Source organism: Nocardioides alkalitolerans DSM 16699, from assembly GCF_000426525.1.
GTDB classification, from domain to species: Bacteria; Actinomycetota; Actinomycetes; order Propionibacteriales; family Nocardioidaceae; genus Nocardioides; species Nocardioides alkalitolerans.
Genome location: NZ_KE384533.1, coordinates 109,853 through 124,821, shown reverse-complemented (window position 1 = coordinate 124,821; position 14,969 = coordinate 109,853). Strand labels below are relative to the sequence as shown.

Annotated in this window: 15 protein-coding genes; 12 read left to right on the top strand and 3 right to left on the bottom strand. The window is 72.2% G+C overall.

The window, feature by feature from the left end:
- Window positions 1-17 precede the first annotated feature (17 nt).
- The 3 genes from K329_RS0117325 to K329_RS27615 all read right to left on the bottom strand — a co-directional run bounded on the left by K329_RS0117325 (window position 18) and on the right by K329_RS27615 (window position 2,436).
- Complete coding sequence (locus K329_RS0117325) at window positions 18-617, bottom strand: TetR/AcrR family transcriptional regulator (protein ID WP_028474038.1); 600 nt, start codon at window positions 615-617, stop codon at window positions 18-20.
- A 90-nt stretch (window positions 618-707) separates the two neighbouring features.
- The gene (locus K329_RS0117320) at window positions 708-1,700 is read right to left on the bottom strand and encodes an NADP-dependent oxidoreductase (protein ID WP_028474037.1); all 993 of its coding nucleotides are present in this window, start codon (window positions 1,698-1,700) and stop codon (window positions 708-710) included.
- 7 nt (window positions 1,701-1,707) lie between these two features.
- The gene (locus tag K329_RS27615; RefSeq protein WP_052337057.1) at window positions 1,708-2,436 is read right to left on the bottom strand and encodes an SDR family oxidoreductase; all 729 of its coding nucleotides are present in this window, start codon (window positions 2,434-2,436) and stop codon (window positions 1,708-1,710) included.
- A gap of 249 nt (window positions 2,437-2,685) precedes the next feature.
- Here K329_RS27615 and K329_RS27610 point away from each other — a divergent pair, with 249 nt between their 5' ends.
- The 12 genes from K329_RS27610 to K329_RS0117255 all read left to right on the top strand — a co-directional run bounded on the left by K329_RS27610 (window position 2,686) and on the right by K329_RS0117255 (window position 14,955).
- Window positions 2,686-3,645, top strand: coding sequence for an alpha/beta hydrolase (locus tag K329_RS27610; protein WP_052337056.1), 960 nt, complete (start codon window positions 2,686-2,688; stop codon window positions 3,643-3,645).
- Window positions 3,642-4,187, top strand: coding sequence for a VOC family protein (locus K329_RS29750; protein ID WP_052337055.1), 546 nt, complete (start codon window positions 3,642-3,644; stop codon window positions 4,185-4,187). Before K329_RS27610 ends, K329_RS29750 begins: the two co-directional genes overlap by 4 nt.
- Before the next feature lie 53 nt (window positions 4,188-4,240).
- A complete protein-coding gene (locus K329_RS27600; protein WP_052337054.1) occupies window positions 4,241-5,398 on the top strand; it encodes an LLM class flavin-dependent oxidoreductase in 1,158 nt (385 codons plus the stop codon).
- Window positions 5,399-5,421: 23 nt separating this feature from the next.
- Window positions 5,422-6,438, top strand: a complete 1,017-nt coding sequence (locus K329_RS0117295) for a zinc-dependent alcohol dehydrogenase (RefSeq protein ID WP_028474036.1) — start codon at window positions 5,422-5,424, stop codon at window positions 6,436-6,438.
- Window positions 6,435-8,120: a flavin-containing monooxygenase gene (locus K329_RS27595; RefSeq protein ID WP_052337053.1), complete on the top strand. Its 1,686-nt coding sequence runs from the start codon at window positions 6,435-6,437 to the stop codon at window positions 8,118-8,120. Before K329_RS0117295 ends, K329_RS27595 begins: the two co-directional genes overlap by 4 nt.
- A complete protein-coding gene (locus K329_RS27590; RefSeq protein ID WP_052337052.1) occupies window positions 8,117-8,686 on the top strand; it encodes a flavin reductase family protein in 570 nt (189 codons plus the stop codon). Before K329_RS27595 ends, K329_RS27590 begins: the two co-directional genes overlap by 4 nt.
- 36 nt (window positions 8,687-8,722) lie before the next feature.
- Window positions 8,723-9,016: a hypothetical protein gene (locus K329_RS0117280; protein ID WP_028474035.1), complete on the top strand. Its 294-nt coding sequence runs from the start codon at window positions 8,723-8,725 to the stop codon at window positions 9,014-9,016.
- Between the two features lie 37 nt (window positions 9,017-9,053).
- Window positions 9,054-10,025, top strand: a complete 972-nt coding sequence (locus K329_RS29745; protein WP_052337051.1) for an AraC family transcriptional regulator — start codon at window positions 9,054-9,056, stop codon at window positions 10,023-10,025.
- 299 nt (window positions 10,026-10,324) lie between these two features.
- Entirely contained in the window at window positions 10,325-11,458 is a 1,134-nt protein-coding gene (locus K329_RS0117270; protein WP_028474034.1) for a sugar ABC transporter substrate-binding protein, read from the top strand.
- Between the two features lie 73 nt (window positions 11,459-11,531).
- Window positions 11,532-12,545 carry an ABC transporter permease gene (locus tag K329_RS0117265; RefSeq protein WP_028474033.1) on the top strand — a complete coding sequence of 338 codons (1,014 nt, stop codon included), beginning with the start codon at window positions 11,532-11,534 and terminating at the stop codon, window positions 12,543-12,545.
- Entirely contained in the window at window positions 12,545-14,143 is a 1,599-nt protein-coding gene (locus tag K329_RS27580) for a sugar ABC transporter ATP-binding protein (RefSeq protein ID WP_052337050.1), read from the top strand. Before K329_RS0117265 ends, K329_RS27580 begins: the two co-directional genes overlap by 1 nt.
- Window positions 14,140-14,955, top strand: a complete 816-nt coding sequence (locus tag K329_RS0117255; protein ID WP_028474032.1) for an SDR family NAD(P)-dependent oxidoreductase — start codon at window positions 14,140-14,142, stop codon at window positions 14,953-14,955. Before K329_RS27580 ends, K329_RS0117255 begins: the two co-directional genes overlap by 4 nt.
- Window positions 14,956-14,969: the final 14 nt, after the last annotated feature.

Below are 14,969 nucleotides of genomic sequence, written 5' to 3'. Positions count from 1 at the left end.
TCGCCGACCGAGCGCTCTCAGCCCTCCTCGCCCGGACCCAGCCCGAGCAGCGTCAGCGCGTTCGTGAGCCCGCGCTCGATGACCTCGTCCGCGAGCACGGGGTCGGTCGTCGCGCGGGCGACCTGGACCGTGCCGATCATCAGGGCGAACACGCTCATCCCCTGGGCGCGGGACCGCGTGGTCGGTGTCGAGCCGGGCACGAGGCGGGCCTCGATCGCGTCGACGACACCGAGGAGGCCCGCGGTGAAGGCCACCCGGACGTGCTCCGGCGAGCGGGCGATCTCGTCGAGCAGGGCTGCCGACGGGCACCCGTGGGCGGGGTCGTCCCGGTGCGCCGTCGAGAGGTAGCGGCGCACGAGCTCCTCGACGCCGGCGGCTCCCTCGGGGAGGTCGGAGAAGCTCTCGACCTGGCGGGCCAGCTCGTTGGCGACCACGGCCTCCACCAGGTCGTCCTTCGAGTCGAAGTGGGCGTAGAAGGCGCCGTTGGTGAGCCCGGCGTCCTTCATCAGCACCGCGACGCCCGAGCCGTCGATGCCGTCGCTCTTGAACCGGTGGCCGGCGGACTCCAGGATGCGCGCCCTGGTGGCCGCCTTGTGGGCCTCGTCGTACCTGGCCACGGGACTCCTGTCCTGCTCACTGGTGGGGCCCCGCCCGACGGGCGAGGGAGGGTCTGATCCTACGAGGCGCGGGCCCGACCCGCGCCGGGGTCAGCGGACGACGACGACCTTGCCCTTGGCCCTGCCCTGCTCGACGTACGAGACGGCCTCGAGGGTCTCGTCGAACGGGAAGGTCCGGTCCAGCACGGGCCGCAGGACGCCCGCGTCGTACAGGGCCGCGAGCTGCGCGAGCCGGTCGCCGTCGGCCCGCATGAAGAGGAACGAGTAGCGCACCCCGAGCCTCCGGGCGCGGGCGCGCACCCTGGCGCTCAGCAGCCACATCACCGGAGCCAGCACCGGGCGCCCGAGCTGCCGGGCGAACGAGGGGGTCGGTGGACCGACGACGCTGACGGCGATGCCGCCGGGCCTGAGCACCTCGAGCGACGAGGTGAGGTTGGCCCCGCCGAGGGAGTCGAGCACGACGTCGTACCCGCTGAGCACCTGGGTGAAGTCCTGGGTCGTGTAGTCGACGACCTCGTCGACCCCCAGGGCGCGCAGGCGCTCGGCGTCGCCGCCGCGGGCCGTCGTCGCGACGTGGGCCCCGAGGTGCCGCGCGAGCTGCACGACGGTCGACCCGAGGCCCCCGGCCCCGGCGTGCACCAGCACCTTCTGACCCGGCTGGACGTCGGCGACCTCGACCAGGGCCTGCCAGGCCGCCAGGGCGACGAGGGGTACGGCGCCCGCCTCGGCGGTCGAGAGGCTCGCCGGGGCGGGCGCCACGTCGGCCTGGTCGATCGCGACCAGCTCGGCGAAGGTCCCGGTCCGGAGGTCGCGGGGTCGGGAGAAGACCCGGTCGCCGACCGAGAAGCGGTCGACGTCGGCGCCGACCTCGACCACCACGCCGGCCACGTCGTGGCCGAGGACGAAGGGGCGCCGGTAGGGCAGCAGCTGCTTGAACTCCCCGTTGCGCACCATCGTGTCCAGCGGGTTGATGCCGGCGGCGTGCACCTCGACGAGCACGTCGCTGCGGCCGACGGTCGGACGCGGCACCTCGGCCTGCGCCAGGCCGTCCGTGCCGTAGGACTCGACGACGTACGCCCTCATGACGGCCTCAGCCCGCTGTCGCGGGGGCGGTGGCGGGGAGGAAGTCGGCGTAGCGCTGCTCCACCGGCAGGTGCAGCGTGGCCTTGACGCCGCGGGCGGTGTCGTCGGCGAGCACCTCGCGCGCACCGGCCTCGAGCCCGTCCAGCACCTGGCGGACCACGTCGGAGGCGGCGACCTTGGGGGCGTCGACGCCGCGCGTCATGTCCGTGTCGACGTAGCCCATGTGGACGCCGAGCACCTGCACGCCGTGCGGCTCGAGCTCGAGGCGCAGCGAGTCGGTGGCGGCCCAGAGCGCGGCCTTGGCGACGCTGTAGGTGCCGCCGAGCGCGAACCAGGAGAGCGCCGAGGCGACGTTGACCACGGCGCCCGACCGCTCGCGGACGCTGTCGGCGAACGCCGCCGTCACGGCCAGCGGGCCGTGGAGGTTCACGTCGAGCTCGCGGCGCAGGTCGGTGGTGTCGGTCGCGAGGAGCGAGCCGGCCAGCGAGATGCCCGCGTTGTTGACGACGATGCCCACGCCCTCGGCGGTCGCGGCCGCGCGGCGCACCGACTCCGGGTCGGTCACGTCGAGCTGGACGGCGACGACGCGGTCGTCGGTCTGCTCGACCGACTGCGGGTCGCGCGCCCCGGCGTACACCGTGGCGACACCGCGCTCGAGCAGCTGGGTGACGAACTCGCGCCCAAGTCCGCGGTTGGCGCCGGTGACGAGCACGGTCTGGCCTGAGAGGTCGGTCATGGGTTTCTCCTCGGGTGGGGCGGTCCGGAGGGACCGCCGTGATTGCATGATGATCGTACGACAATCGGGAGGGGCGAGATATTCCCGCGGCGTGACCGGGCGTCGCCGGCCGGCCTCCCCGCTCTATCCGCTTTGCGCAGAGTGCGAGCCGGTCCGCCCCGTTTCGTTGAGTCGGGCGACCCCCGGTCCTCATCCTCGTGTGACGGCGGTCACGTGACCGTCGCAGTCCGAACGGGATCGAGGTGTGCCATGGGTGAGCAGGTCGACGCGGCGCTGGCGGCGTTCCTCGCCGCTGCGGCGGAGGCCGACGCCCCGCCGATCACCGCCGGGACGCCCGAGGAGGCGCGCGCCGGCAACGCTGCCTTCCTCGCGACGATGCGCACCCGGACGATCGAGGTCGCGACGGTGGTCGACCTGGCCGTCCCGACCCGAGCCGGGTCCGTGCCGGCGCGGGAGTACGCGCCGCACGGCGCAGCGACGGCCGTGGTCGTCTACCTCCACGGCGGCGGGTGGGTGCTCGGCGACCTCGAGGGCCACGACCAGCTCTGCCGCCAGCTCGCGGTGGAGGCCGGGGCGATCGTCGTCAACGTGAACTACCGGCACGCGCCGGAGGTCCCGTTCCCCGGGCCCGTCGAGGACGCGGCCGACGCGGTCGCCTGGGCGGCGGAGCGCTACGACCTCCCGCTCGTCGTCGCGGGCGACAGCTCGGGAGGGAACCTCGCCGCTTCAGCGGCCGTCGCGGCCCGCGACGCGGGCGTCGAGGTCGCGCTCCAGGCGCTCCTCTACCCGGTCCTGGACGCGGACCTCGAGCGCGACTCGTACCGCCGCAACGGAGCCGGCTACCTGCTGACGACCGCCGACATGGACTGGTTCTGGACCCAGTACGTCGGCGAGGCCGACCGGTTCGACCCCCGGGCCTCCGTGCTCCGCACCACCGACCTCGGCGGCGTCGCCCCCGCCCTGGTCGTCGTGGCGGGGTTCGACCCGCTGCATGACGAGGGGATCGCCTACGGCCGTCGGCTCGAGGAGGCCGGAGTGGCGTGCGAGGTCCTCGAGTACCCGGGGGCCATCCACGGCTTCGCCACCCTCCACGCGATCACACCCCTGGCCGACGAGGCCGTCGGCGCCGTCGCGGCGGCCATCCGCGACCGCGCCGCCCGATCCAGCAGACGACAGCAGACCACCACCGACGAGACGAGGACCCGATGACGACCATCGACAGCACGACGCAGCCCGAGAGCCGACCGGCGCGCGCTGGTCAGGTCACGCCCAACCGCGTGACGGAGTTCAGCCACGTCGGCATCCAGGTGCGCGACCTCTCCGTGTCCCTGCCCTTCTACCGGGACCAGATCGGCCTCGAGGTCGTCTCCGAGTGGCTCGTCGAGGACGCCCACACGCGGGAGGCGGTGGACCTGCCGGAGGCGAGCCTCAACATGGCGCTGCTCCGCCTGCCCGGCACCAACGCCTACATGGAGGTCATCGAGTACCGGAACGTCGAGCGCACGCCGGTGGACCCGTACCACCCGAACCCGGGCACCTGCCACATCGCCTGGTACGTCGACGACATCGACGAGCTCTACCACCGCCTCGTCGGCCTGGGGCTCGACCCGGTCAGCCGGCGGGTCGTCCCCATCAACGGGGGGCCGCTGGACGGCGGGAAGGTCATCTACATGACCGACCCGGACGGCATTCGCATCGAGTTCCTCCAGTCGGACCTCTACCTCGACACCACCGCGCGCCCGTCGGTCTGACCGGCGCGCCCCACCGCTGCACCCATCGACAGCCCCATCGACAAGGAGCCACCATGAAGTTCGGAATCTTCTCCATGCCCGAGCACGTGCCGTGGGAGAACTGGACCCTCTCCTACGACCTCGACCTCGAGAAGATCCAGGTCGCCGAGAAGCTCGGGTTCGACGAGTTCTGGATCGGCGAGCACCACGCGGGCGGCTACGAGAACGTGCCCGTCCCCGACTACTACATCGCGAAGGCCTCGGCCCTGACGAGCCGCATCAAGCTCGGCACCGGGACGATCAACCTGCCCTACCACGACCCGTTCCTGGTCGCGGAGCGGCTGGCCTTCCTCGACCACCTCACTCACGGCCGCCTGATCGCGGGCTTCGGTGGAGGCGGCCTGCCGTTCGACCAGGCCCTGTTCGGCACCTCCGACACGGCGGCGGAGCGCTTCGAGGAGGCGCTGCCGGTCGTCGACCAGCTGTTCAACGCCACCGAGCCGTTCTCGCACGACGGGGAGTTCTGGCAGTTCAAGGACCGGGAGCTCCAGGTCCGCCCCCTGCAGGAGCCGCTGCCGATCGCGGTGGCCGGGCTGCGCTCCCCGGGCAAGTACGAGCTGTGCGGCCGCAACGGGTACGGCGCGATGAGCATGTACTACGTGCGTCCCGACGGTCCCGCGGACGGCCCGCTGACGTTGCGGACGCAGGGCGAGGCCATCGACCGCGGCGCTCGCGAGGCGGGCCGCGACCCGCTCGTGGCCCGTCAGGGCTGGCGGATCCTGCGCGAGGTCTACGTCTCCGACAGCAAGGCGTCGGCGATCGAGGAGCTGCGCGAGGCCGCCCGGCAGTCCTACGACTACATCATCGGGCTCGGCGCCGGGGCGCTCCTGAAGTCGGACCCCAGCGAGTCCGACGACGTCCTCACGCTGGAGTACCTGGTCGAGAACCTGCCGATGATCATGGGCTCGCCCGAGGACTGCATCGAGCAGATCCAGCAGCTGCGGGAGACCGTCGGGCCCTTCGGCACCCTGGTCCTCAACGACCGCAACTGGGTGACGTCCGACAAGTGGCGTCGGTCGAACGAGCTCTTCATGCGGTACGTCGCGCCGGCGTTCCGACGCTCCGAGGAGCAGGTGCGCCGCCGCCGTCTCGTCGACGGGGTCATGCAGGGCAGCGAGATCTGGCCGCCGGCGTGGTGGACCGAGCGCCCCGTCGTCGCCGACGCCGACTGAGCGGGCCGTCGCGGATGAGGGTCATGGAGATCACCGAGGGACGCGGACTGGCACTCGCTCGCCGCCCGGCGCCCGCCGTCGCGGGGACGCAGGTGGCGGTCGACGTCGCCTTCTGCGGGATCTGCGGCAGCGACCTCCACATGCTGGGCGACGAGGAGTTCCCGGTGCGGTCGGTGCTCGGGCACGAGCTCGCCGGGGTGGTCGCCGCCGTCGCCGACGGCGTGAGGAGCGTCGCGGTCGGTGACCACGTCGCCGTGGTGCCGTACGAGAGCTGCGGGCGCTGCCGCTACTGCGCCGTCGGTAGCGAGAACCTCTGCGTCGACGGTGGCCACTTCGGCAGCGTGCTGGGCGTGCAGCGCGTCGGCGGGCTGGCCTCCACGGTGGTGGCGGACGAGGCGGCGCTGGTGCGCCTCCCGCCCGGCACCACCCTCGAGCAGGGGGCCCTGGCCGAGCCCGTCGCCGTCGCGCGGCGTGCGGCGACCAAGGTCACGAGCGCGACCGGCGACCCCGTCGTCGTCGTCGGCGCCGGCCCGATCGGGGTCCTGGTCTCCCTCATCCTGCGGGCCGAGGGCTTCACCGACGTGACGACGGTGGAGCGCAACCCCGCTCGCCGCGACCTGGCGTCGTCCCTGGGGGTCGGGACCGCCGAGATCACCACCGACGCGCAGCTCGCCGAGCTGGACGCGGCCACCTTCGTCGACTGCACCGGCGCCCCGGTCGCGGTGGCCGCCCAGGTCGCCTCCGTGCGTCGCGGCGGCCGGGTCGTGCTCGTGGGTCTCGGTGGTCCCGTGTCGTTCGACGCCTCGGACGCCATCCTGCGGGAGGTCGAGATCGTCGGCTCGGCCGGCTACTCCCGCGCCGACTTCGCCCGGGCCGTCGAGCTGCTCGCGTCGGGCGCGCTTCCCACCGACGACCTCATCACCCGCGTGGCGGACGTCGCCGACGCCGCCGACGCGTTCGCGGACCTGCGCGACCCCGCGACCCACCACATCAAGGTCCTGCTGCGGCACGACCCGGCTCGAGGAGATCACCAGAGATGAACCACGACACCCCCACCACCGGACGCCCCGACGTCGTCGTCGTCGGGGCGGGCCTCGCCGGTCTCTACGCGCTGCACCGCTTCCGCGCACGCGGCCTGACCGTGCGCGTCATCGAGGCCGGGCCCGACATCGGCGGCACCTGGTACTGGAACGCCTACCCCGGGGCCCGCTGCGACGTCGAGAGCATGGACTACTCCTACTCCTTCTCGCCCGAGCTCGACCAGGACTGGACGTGGAGCGAGCTCTACCCGGCCCAGCCCGAGATCCTGCGCTACATCCACCACGTCGCGGACCGCTTCGACCTGCGCCGGGACATCACCCTCGACACGCGGGTGGAGAGCGCCGCGTACGACGAGGAGCGAGGCCGCTGGTCGGTCGGGTTGAGCCACGGGGGCACGCTGGACGCCCAGTTCGTCGTCTTCGCCACCGGCAGCCTGTCCGCGCCGCTCGACCCTCCGTTCGAGGGCTTCGAGACCTTCGGCGGCGAGTGGTACCAGACCTCCCGGTGGCCCCGGCACGACGTGTCGTTCGACGGCAAGCGGGTGGCGGTCGTGGGCACGGGGTCCAGCGGCGTCCAGTCGATCCCCGTGATCGCGCAGGCGGCGTCCGAGGTCACGGTCTTCCAGCGCACGCCCAACTTCAGCATCCCGGCGCGCAACCGTCCGCTCACCGCGGACGAGGTGGCCGCCCGCAAGTCGGTGTACCCGCAGCACCGCCAGGCGCAGCGGGACTCGCCCAGCGGCGTCACCGTCGACGTGAACCCCCGCAGCGCCCACTCGTACGACGCCGACGAGGCCCAGGCGGAGATGCGCCGGCGCTGGGAGTTCGGGGGTGCACCGATCTTCAACGTCGCCTTCGTCGACACGATGACGGACGTCGCCGCGAACACGCTCCTGGCCGACTTCGTGCGCGACCGGATCCGCGAGACCGTCGACGACCCCGCGACGGCCGAGCTGCTGGTGCCGACGGACCACCCGATCGCCGCGAAGCGCCTCTGCTGCGACACGAACTACTTCGCGACCTACAACCAGGAGCACGTCCGGCTCGTCAGCGTGCGCGAGAACCCGATCCGTCGGATCGTGCCTCAGGGCGTCGAGCTGGCGGACGGTACGACGTACGAGGTCGACACGATCGTGTACGCCGTCGGCTACGACGCGCTCTCCGGCGCCCTCGGCCGGATCGACATCCGGGGCCGTGGCGGTCGACGGCTCGACCAGGTGTGGCGCGACAGCGACGGCCCCACGACGTACCTCGGTCTCGGGGTCCACGGCTTTCCCAACATGTTCACCGTCACCGGGCCGGGCAGCCCGGCGGTGCTGGCAGTCATGACGGTCGCGATCGAGCAGCACGTGGAGTGGATCGACGAGTGCCTGGGCTACCTGGCCGAGCACGGGCTCGGCGTGATCGAGGCGACGGACGTCGCCCAGAAGGAGTGGACCGACCGCGTCGAGGAGATCGTGCAGGGGACGGTCTTCCCGCTGGCGACGAACTCCTACTACAGCGGCGCGAACGTGGCCGGGAAGTGGCGCCGGATCCCGCTGTGGGCTGCCGGCCAGAAGTCCTACCGGGACATCTGCGCGGAGGTCGCACGCCGCGGCTACGAGGGCTTCTCGCTCGAACCTGCACCGGCCCGGGCGACGGAACCGGCCGGAGCGGTCGACGTACCGGTGGCGGGGCGATGAGCGTCGTGGAGCAGGAGGCCGTCGTCCACCCCGTCACCGACGCGGAGTTCCGGTCGGCGATGGGTCGGTTCTCGTCCGGCGTCACCGTCATCACGACCCGGCACGAGGGGCAGGACCTCGGAGCGACCGTGAGCGCGTTCTCCTCGGTGTCGAACAACCCGCCGAGCGTCCTCGTGTGCCTCAACGTCACCTCGGACACCGGCCGGGCGGTGCAGGAGAACCGCGGGTTCGTCGTGAACGTCCTCTCCCGACGGCAGGGTGCGCTCGCGATGCGCTTCGCGGGCAAGGGGGCCGGCAAGTTCGAGGGCCTGCCCTTCGACCGCTCGTCCGCCCAGCACCCCGTGCTGCGGGGGACCCACGTGTCGCTCGAGTGCGAGGTGAGCCAGGAGGTGCTCGCCGGCACCCACCTCGTGTTCATCGCCCGGGTCGTCGCCATCCGGTCGGGCCAGACGACCGCGCCGCTGACCTACCACTCCGGGGCGTTCGGCCGGTTCCTGCCGTCGCTCGACTCGGCCGCCCGCGTCGAGCTGTCGGACTTCGGGACCGACCACCACGACCTGTGGTGACCGTCGACCCCTCCCCACCCCGAAGGAGAGCACCCCATGCGCATCGTCACGGACCACACCGTGGTCCCACCACGCACCGTCCTGGAGGAGTCGTCCGTCTTCGACTCGTTGAGCATCGAGCTGAGGGTGCCCCCGCACGCCTGGATCCACCGCGACGTGCTCATGGAGCTCGCCGGCGACAGCGTGGACGCGGAATGGCTCGACGAACTCGGGTCGATGGTCGACTATGCCAGGAGCAAGGGATGGGTCGATGCCCACGGACGCCTCCGGGCGCACGTGACGATCGCGCCCGACGAGATGGCAGCGCAGCCCGGCTCGAGGACGGACTGACCGGAGCAGAGGTGGTCGGTGCGGAGTGGGTAGTGCCGTGGTGAAGCGGGTCCTGAGGACCGACGACCGCGAGATCGCGGAGTCGACGGTGTCGAGCACGTACGAGCCGAGCTCCATCGAGGTCGGCCCACGCCAGTCGTTCGAGTTCACGCTCGACGCGGCCACCCTGAGCCACGTGGTCGCCGGCCGCCTGCACGTGCGGAAGCCGAGCCGCCTGCACGGGACCGACGAGTCGGGGCAGTACCACGTGTGCCTGCCGCTCACGGGCAAGGTCCTCTGCGGGGGAGCGGCGGACGAGCCCCAGCTCATCACCCCGGGCCGGGCCTCCGTGTGGGGCCCGGGTCAGACCCCCGACACCTACTGGGCCGCCGGGACCACGCTCATGTGCTTCATGATCCCACCCGACCTGGTGCGATCGGAGGCCGAGGCCCTCCTCGGCCGCACCCCGCCCGCTCCCGTCGTCTTCGAGCCCAGGATGGACCTCACGACTCCCAGCGGGCGCAGCTGGTGGAGGCTGGTGAACCTGCTCGCGGGCGAGCTGGAGGCGGACTCCGGACTGATCCAGCAGGCCATGACCCGCCACCACTTCGAACGGCTCGTGGTCGAGGGCCTGCTGCTGGCCCACCGCAACTCGCTCAGCGACGTGCTCGAGCAACGCTTCCGCAGCACGACGACGAACGCGGTGGCCCGCGCCATCGAGCTCGTCGAGGAGGATCCGGCGGCGCCCTGGTCGGCGCTCTCGCTGGCCAGCAGGGTGCACGTGAGCGTCCGCTCGCTCCAGGACGGCTTCCGCCGGGAGCACGACACCACGCCGATGAGCTACGTGCGGTCGGTGCGTCTGCGTCGGGTGCGCGACGACCTCCTCGACGCCGCGGCGCTCGTGACGGTCAACCAGGTGGCCCAGCGCTGGGGCTTCCTCCACATGGGTCGGTTCGCGGAGAGCTACCGTCGCGAGTTCGGTGAGCTGCCCTCGGTCACCCGTCGCCGGGGGCACGTCGCCGGTCTCTGAGTCCCTCCCGCGCCGCTCGGCGCTCCCGTCCGCAGCCCCCGTCCTCCGCCCAGGACGGGGGCTGCTCACGTCGAGGACGGGTCGGTCGGTGGCCGGGAGCGACTATCCGAATTGCGCGCTGCCGCTCGCCCGTCGGCCCCCGGCCGCCCCTGCAGGCGCCGAAAAGCGCAGACCTCCCCGAGCGCGTGGACGTCGGTGATCATCAATCGCTTCAATCCGCTGAGACGCAGATCACACGGCACGGCCCGGGCTCGGATCCCCTGGGTGACCGGCCGGAACCCGATGAAGGAGCAACCGCCGTGAAGACCCAGCCCCACCTCCGACGAGCCGCCGCGATCGGCTCGGTGCTCACCGTGGCGGCCGCCGCGCTCTCCGCCTGCGGCTCGAGCGCCGAATCCGCCGGCCCGCCGGCCTCCGACGAGCAGCTCGACGCTGCCGAGGCGTTCGTCGAGCCCTACCGCGAGGCGCCCACCTCGATCGGTGCCGACACGCCCGTGAGCCAGGCGCCGTCCGGGAGCAAGACCATCGCCTTCCTCAGCTGCAACGTCGAGGTGTGCATCAAGTCCCAGGAGGCGGGGATCGAGGCGGCCGAGGCCATCGGGTGGGAGGGCATCGCGATCCCGTTCGACGGGACGCCCGAGGACGTGCTCGAGAAGGTGCGGTTCGCCATCGACCAGGGGGTCGACGGCATCGCCGTCAACGGAGTCCCCAGCGCCACCTTCTCGGCGGCGTACGAGGAGGCCGAGGCCGCAGGGATCCCGATCGTCCTCGGTGCCAGCCCCGACGTGGCCGAAGGTCCGATCGTCGTCGTGCAGGACGGCATCCCCGAGTTCGAGACGGTCGGCGAGGTGCTCGGCAACTACATCATCGCCGACAGCGAGGGCACCGCGAACGTCCTCCTCTTCGAGATGGCCAACTTCCCCATCGGGCAGCAGATCATCGCCACCGCGGCCGAGACGATCGAGGAGAACTGCTCGTCGTGCAGCGCCGAGGTCGTGACGACCCAGGTCTCCGACATCGGGACGAACACCCCCGGCATCGTCGTGAGCGAGGTGCAGCGCGCGCCCGACGTCAACTACGTCGCGTTCGCGGACTCCGTGATGACGAGCGGCGTGCCGGCCGCTCTGCGCGAGGCCGGTGCCGCCGACCAGGTGCGCATCGTCGGGGCCAACGCCAGCGCGGGCTCGCTCGAGAACGTCCGCAACGGCACCGAGCACGGCTACGTGCAGTTCTCGGTCACGTACTTCAACTGGCAGGCCGTCGACGCCTTCGTGCGGCACTTCAACGGCGACCCCCAGATCGAGCGGTGGCAGATGCCCCTGCGGCTCGTCACCGCCGACACCGTGGAGGGCGAGTCCGAGGAGGACCTGCTCTTCAACCTGCCGACCGACATGCAGGAGCAGTTCCTCGAGCTCTGGCAGGCCACGAGCTGACGAACGCCCCTCACCGGTCCCGCTCCCACCTGGAGCGGGACCGGCACCCGACAACGCGCCCCAGGAGCCGAACATGACCGCAGTCGACACCCCGGTCGAGCAGACCGCACCACCTTCTGAGCAGGACATCCCGCGCACCGCCCGGTTCTTCACCCTGAGCAACGTCAGCCTGCTCTTCATCTGGGCGGTCCTCATCGCCGTGTTCGGCCTGCTGACCCCCGAGACGTTCCTGACCACGGACACGTTCCGAACGGTGCTCGCCGGACAGGCCATCACGGCGATCATGGCCCTCGCCCTCCTCATGCCCATCGCGGCGGCGCAGTTCGACCTCTCCATCGCCGGGTCGATGGGTCTCGGGATCGTGCTCGTCGCCACCTTCATGGCGAAGCTGGAGCTGGGCGTGCCCCTGGCCATCGGGCTGACGCTCCTGTCGGGCGTCGTGATCGGGCTCGTCAACGCGTTCATCGTGGTGGGCCTGCGGGTCAACTCGTTCATCGCGACCCTCGGCACCGGCTCGATCCTGGTCGCCGCCATCCAGTGGATCTCCGGGGGCCAGCAGATCGTGGCGGGGATCCCGCAGAGCTTCACCGACCTCGGTCGCCACGAGGTCCTCGGGATCCCGATGTCGGTGGTGTTCATGGTGCTGATCGCGGTGGTGATGTGGTACGTGCTCGAGCTCCGCCAGACCGGGCGCTACCTCTACGCGATCGGCTCGAACACGGAGGCCGCGCGGCTCGCCGGGGTGAGGGTCAACCGGCTGACGACCATCGCTCTCGTGGTGTCGGGCCTCATCGCGTCCGCCGCCGGCATCGTCTTCGTCATGCGGATCGGCTCGGCCTCCCTCGACGCGGGCACGCCGTACCTGCTGCCCGCCTTCGCCGCCGCCTTCCTGGGCGCGACGCAGTTCCGGCAGGGCAACGTCAACGTGCTCGGAACACTCGTCGCCGTGTACGTGCTCGCGACGGGCGTCAAGGGCGTCCAGCTCATCGGGGCGCCCTTCTGGGTCGACGACCTCTTCAACGGGGCGGCCCTCATCATCGCGGTCGCCCTCGCCGTGCGGTCGGGTCGCCAGAAGGCGCTCGTCTGATGGCGGCGCACACCGAGGAGGCTCCCCTCCTCCGGATCGCGGGCCTCTCCAAGTCCTTCGCCGGCACGCGGGCCCTCACCGACGTCGACCTCAACCTGCGAGCCGGCGAGATCCTCGGACTGGTCGGCCAGAACGGCTCGGGGAAGTCCACCCTGATCAAGGTCCTCGCCGGCTACCACCGCCCCGATCCCGGCGCCACCGCCGTCCTCGCCGGCGAGGAGTTCGCCCTCGGCGACGCCGCCGGCGCGGCCGACGCGGGCCTGCGGTTCGTCCACCAGGACCTCGGCCTGGTGCCGTCGCTCGGTGCTCTCGACAACCTGGCTCTCGGTCGGGGCTACCGCCGCTCCCGGCTCGGCACCATCAGCTGGCGGGCGGAGCGCGAGGCAGCCGTGGAGCTCCTCGGGCAGCTGGGCTACCGGTTCGACCTCACCCGCCCCGTCGGCGAGCTGCGGGCGTCCGAGCGCACGGGCATCGCTATCGCGCGAGCGGTCGAGGGCTTCACGCAGGGCGCGCGGGTGCTCGTGCTCGACGAGCCGACGGCGTCGCTGCCGGCGGCCGAGGCGGACCGCCTGTTCGAGGTCGTCCGCCGGGTGAACGCGGCGGGGGTCGCGATCGTGTACGTCTCGCACCGCTTCCAGGAGATCTTCGAGCTGTGCGACCGCGTCACCGTGCTCAAGGACGGCGCCCACGTCGCGACGCGCGACGTACCGGACCTCACCGAGCCCGGCCTGGTGCGCCTGACCATCGGTCGCGACCTGGAGGGCCCGAGTGCGCGCCACGCGACCGCCGCCCGGTCGGAGGAGCACGACGTCGCACTGCGTCTGCGCGGTCTCGTCGGAGAGGGGATCGAACCGTTCGACCTCGAGGTGGCGCGCGGCGAGATCGTCGGTGTGGCCGGGGTGACCGGCTCCGGACGCGAGTCCCTCGGCAGGCTGGCGTTCGGGTCGCTTCCCCGGGCGGGCCTCGTGGAGGTCGGGTCGACCGCGGTCACGGCCGGGAGCCCGGTGGCCTCGATCGCAGCGGGGATGGCCTACGTGCCGGCCGACCGGCTCAGCAACGCCGCCTTCGTCGACATGACGCTGCGGGAGAACCTCACCATCTCCCGGCTGCGGGACGTCTACGGCCGCCGGGGCCTGCTGCGGGAGCGCGAGCGGCAGGAGACGCTGCGGTGGCTGACGGATCTCGAGGTGAAGCCGTGCGATCCCGAGGCACGGCTCGCGACCCTGAGCGGTGGCAACCAGCAGAAGGTCATGCTGGCGCGCGCCCTCCGTCTCGGTCCGGCGGCGCTGGTGCTCGACGAGCCGACCCAGGGGGTCGACGTCGGGGCGAAGCGGACGATCCACGACATCGTGCGGCGCGCGGCCGTGGACGGCGCGGGCGTCCTGGTGCTCGCGACGGAGTCGGAGGAGCTCCTCGCCCTCTGCGACCGGGTCGCCGTGATGGTGGCGGGACGGTGCATCGGTGTGTTCGCCACGGCGGGCCTCACGGCGGACGACCTGACCGAGCTGACGATGGGTACGGCGGGCACGGTCGCCGACGGCACGTCGGAGGCGCCTACGGACTCGGTCGGCGCCGGGTCGGTCGGAGCGGGCCGTTGACCCGCAGTGCGGTGGTCACGGGGGCCGCGAACGGCATCGGTCGGGCGGTGGCCCGGGAGGCCACGCGTCGCGGGTACGCCGTCGTGCTGTCCGACGTGGACGCGGCCGGTCTCCGGGAGATCGGCGGCGAGCTCGCCGCCGAGGGGCACGACGTGGCGACGGTGGTGGCGGACGTCTCCGACGGAGCGGCCGTGGCCGGGGTGGTCGATGTCGCCCGGGAGCGGCACGGACGGCTTGACCTCCTCGTCAACAACGCCGCGATCGAGGCGACGGACTACCTCTGGGAGACGTCGCCGGAGCGGTGGGAGCGGATGCTGGACGTCAACGTCCTCGGCGTCGTGCACGGGGTCAGGGCGGCGGTGCCGCTGATGCTGCGCCAGGCCGGGGCCCCCGCTGCGATCGTGAACGTCGCCTCGCTGGCGGCCCTCGCCTCGGGTCCGGCGCGGCAGTCGGCGTACAACGCCAGCAAGCACGCCGTGCTGGCCCTGAGCGAGAGCCTGCAGCTCGACCTCGACGACGTGGGAGCGGACGTCACGGTCCACGTCCTGCTGCCCGGGCCGGTGGCGACGACGATCTTCGACGACGCCACGGCCGGCGAGGGGGCGGCGTCCGAGTACCGCGCGTCGCTGCGCGACTACGTCAACCTCCACGGCGTCACGCCGCAGACCGCGGCCGAGTCGCTGTTCGCGGGTCTGGAGGACGGCGCGTTCTGGATCTCGCCCCACCCGGAGATGCATGCCGTCTTCGCCGAGAGGCGCGCCCACCTCCTGACCTCCCGGCTCCGGCCGCGGGCGGTGCCTGTCGGGACGTGATCCCGCTCGTGACC

Excerpts from the sequence above, each read along its gene's own strand:
- K329_RS0117320 (WP_028474037.1), bottom strand. The coding sequence starts at position 1,700 with ATGAGGGCGTACGTCGTCGAGTCCTACGGCACGGACGGCCTGGCGCAG.
- K329_RS27615 (WP_052337057.1), bottom strand. The coding sequence starts at position 2,436 with ATGACCGACCTCTCAGGCCAGACCGTGCTCGTCACCGGCGCCAACCGC.
- K329_RS27610 (WP_052337056.1), top strand. The coding sequence starts at position 2,686 with ATGGGTGAGCAGGTCGACGCGGCGCTGGCGGCGTTCCTCGCCGCTGCG.
- K329_RS29750 (WP_052337055.1), top strand. The coding sequence starts at position 3,642 with ATGACGACCATCGACAGCACGACGCAGCCCGAGAGCCGACCGGCGCGC.
- K329_RS27600 (WP_052337054.1), top strand. The coding sequence starts at position 4,241 with ATGAAGTTCGGAATCTTCTCCATGCCCGAGCACGTGCCGTGGGAGAAC.
- K329_RS0117295 (WP_028474036.1), top strand. The coding sequence starts at position 5,422 with ATGGAGATCACCGAGGGACGCGGACTGGCACTCGCTCGCCGCCCGGCG.
- K329_RS27595 (WP_052337053.1), top strand. The coding sequence starts at position 6,435 with ATGAACCACGACACCCCCACCACCGGACGCCCCGACGTCGTCGTCGTC.
- K329_RS27590 (WP_052337052.1), top strand. The coding sequence starts at position 8,117 with ATGAGCGTCGTGGAGCAGGAGGCCGTCGTCCACCCCGTCACCGACGCG.
- K329_RS0117280 (WP_028474035.1), top strand. The coding sequence starts at position 8,723 with ATGCGCATCGTCACGGACCACACCGTGGTCCCACCACGCACCGTCCTG.
- K329_RS0117265 (WP_028474033.1), top strand. The coding sequence starts at position 11,532 with ATGACCGCAGTCGACACCCCGGTCGAGCAGACCGCACCACCTTCTGAG.
- K329_RS27580 (WP_052337050.1), top strand. The coding sequence starts at position 12,545 with ATGGCGGCGCACACCGAGGAGGCTCCCCTCCTCCGGATCGCGGGCCTC.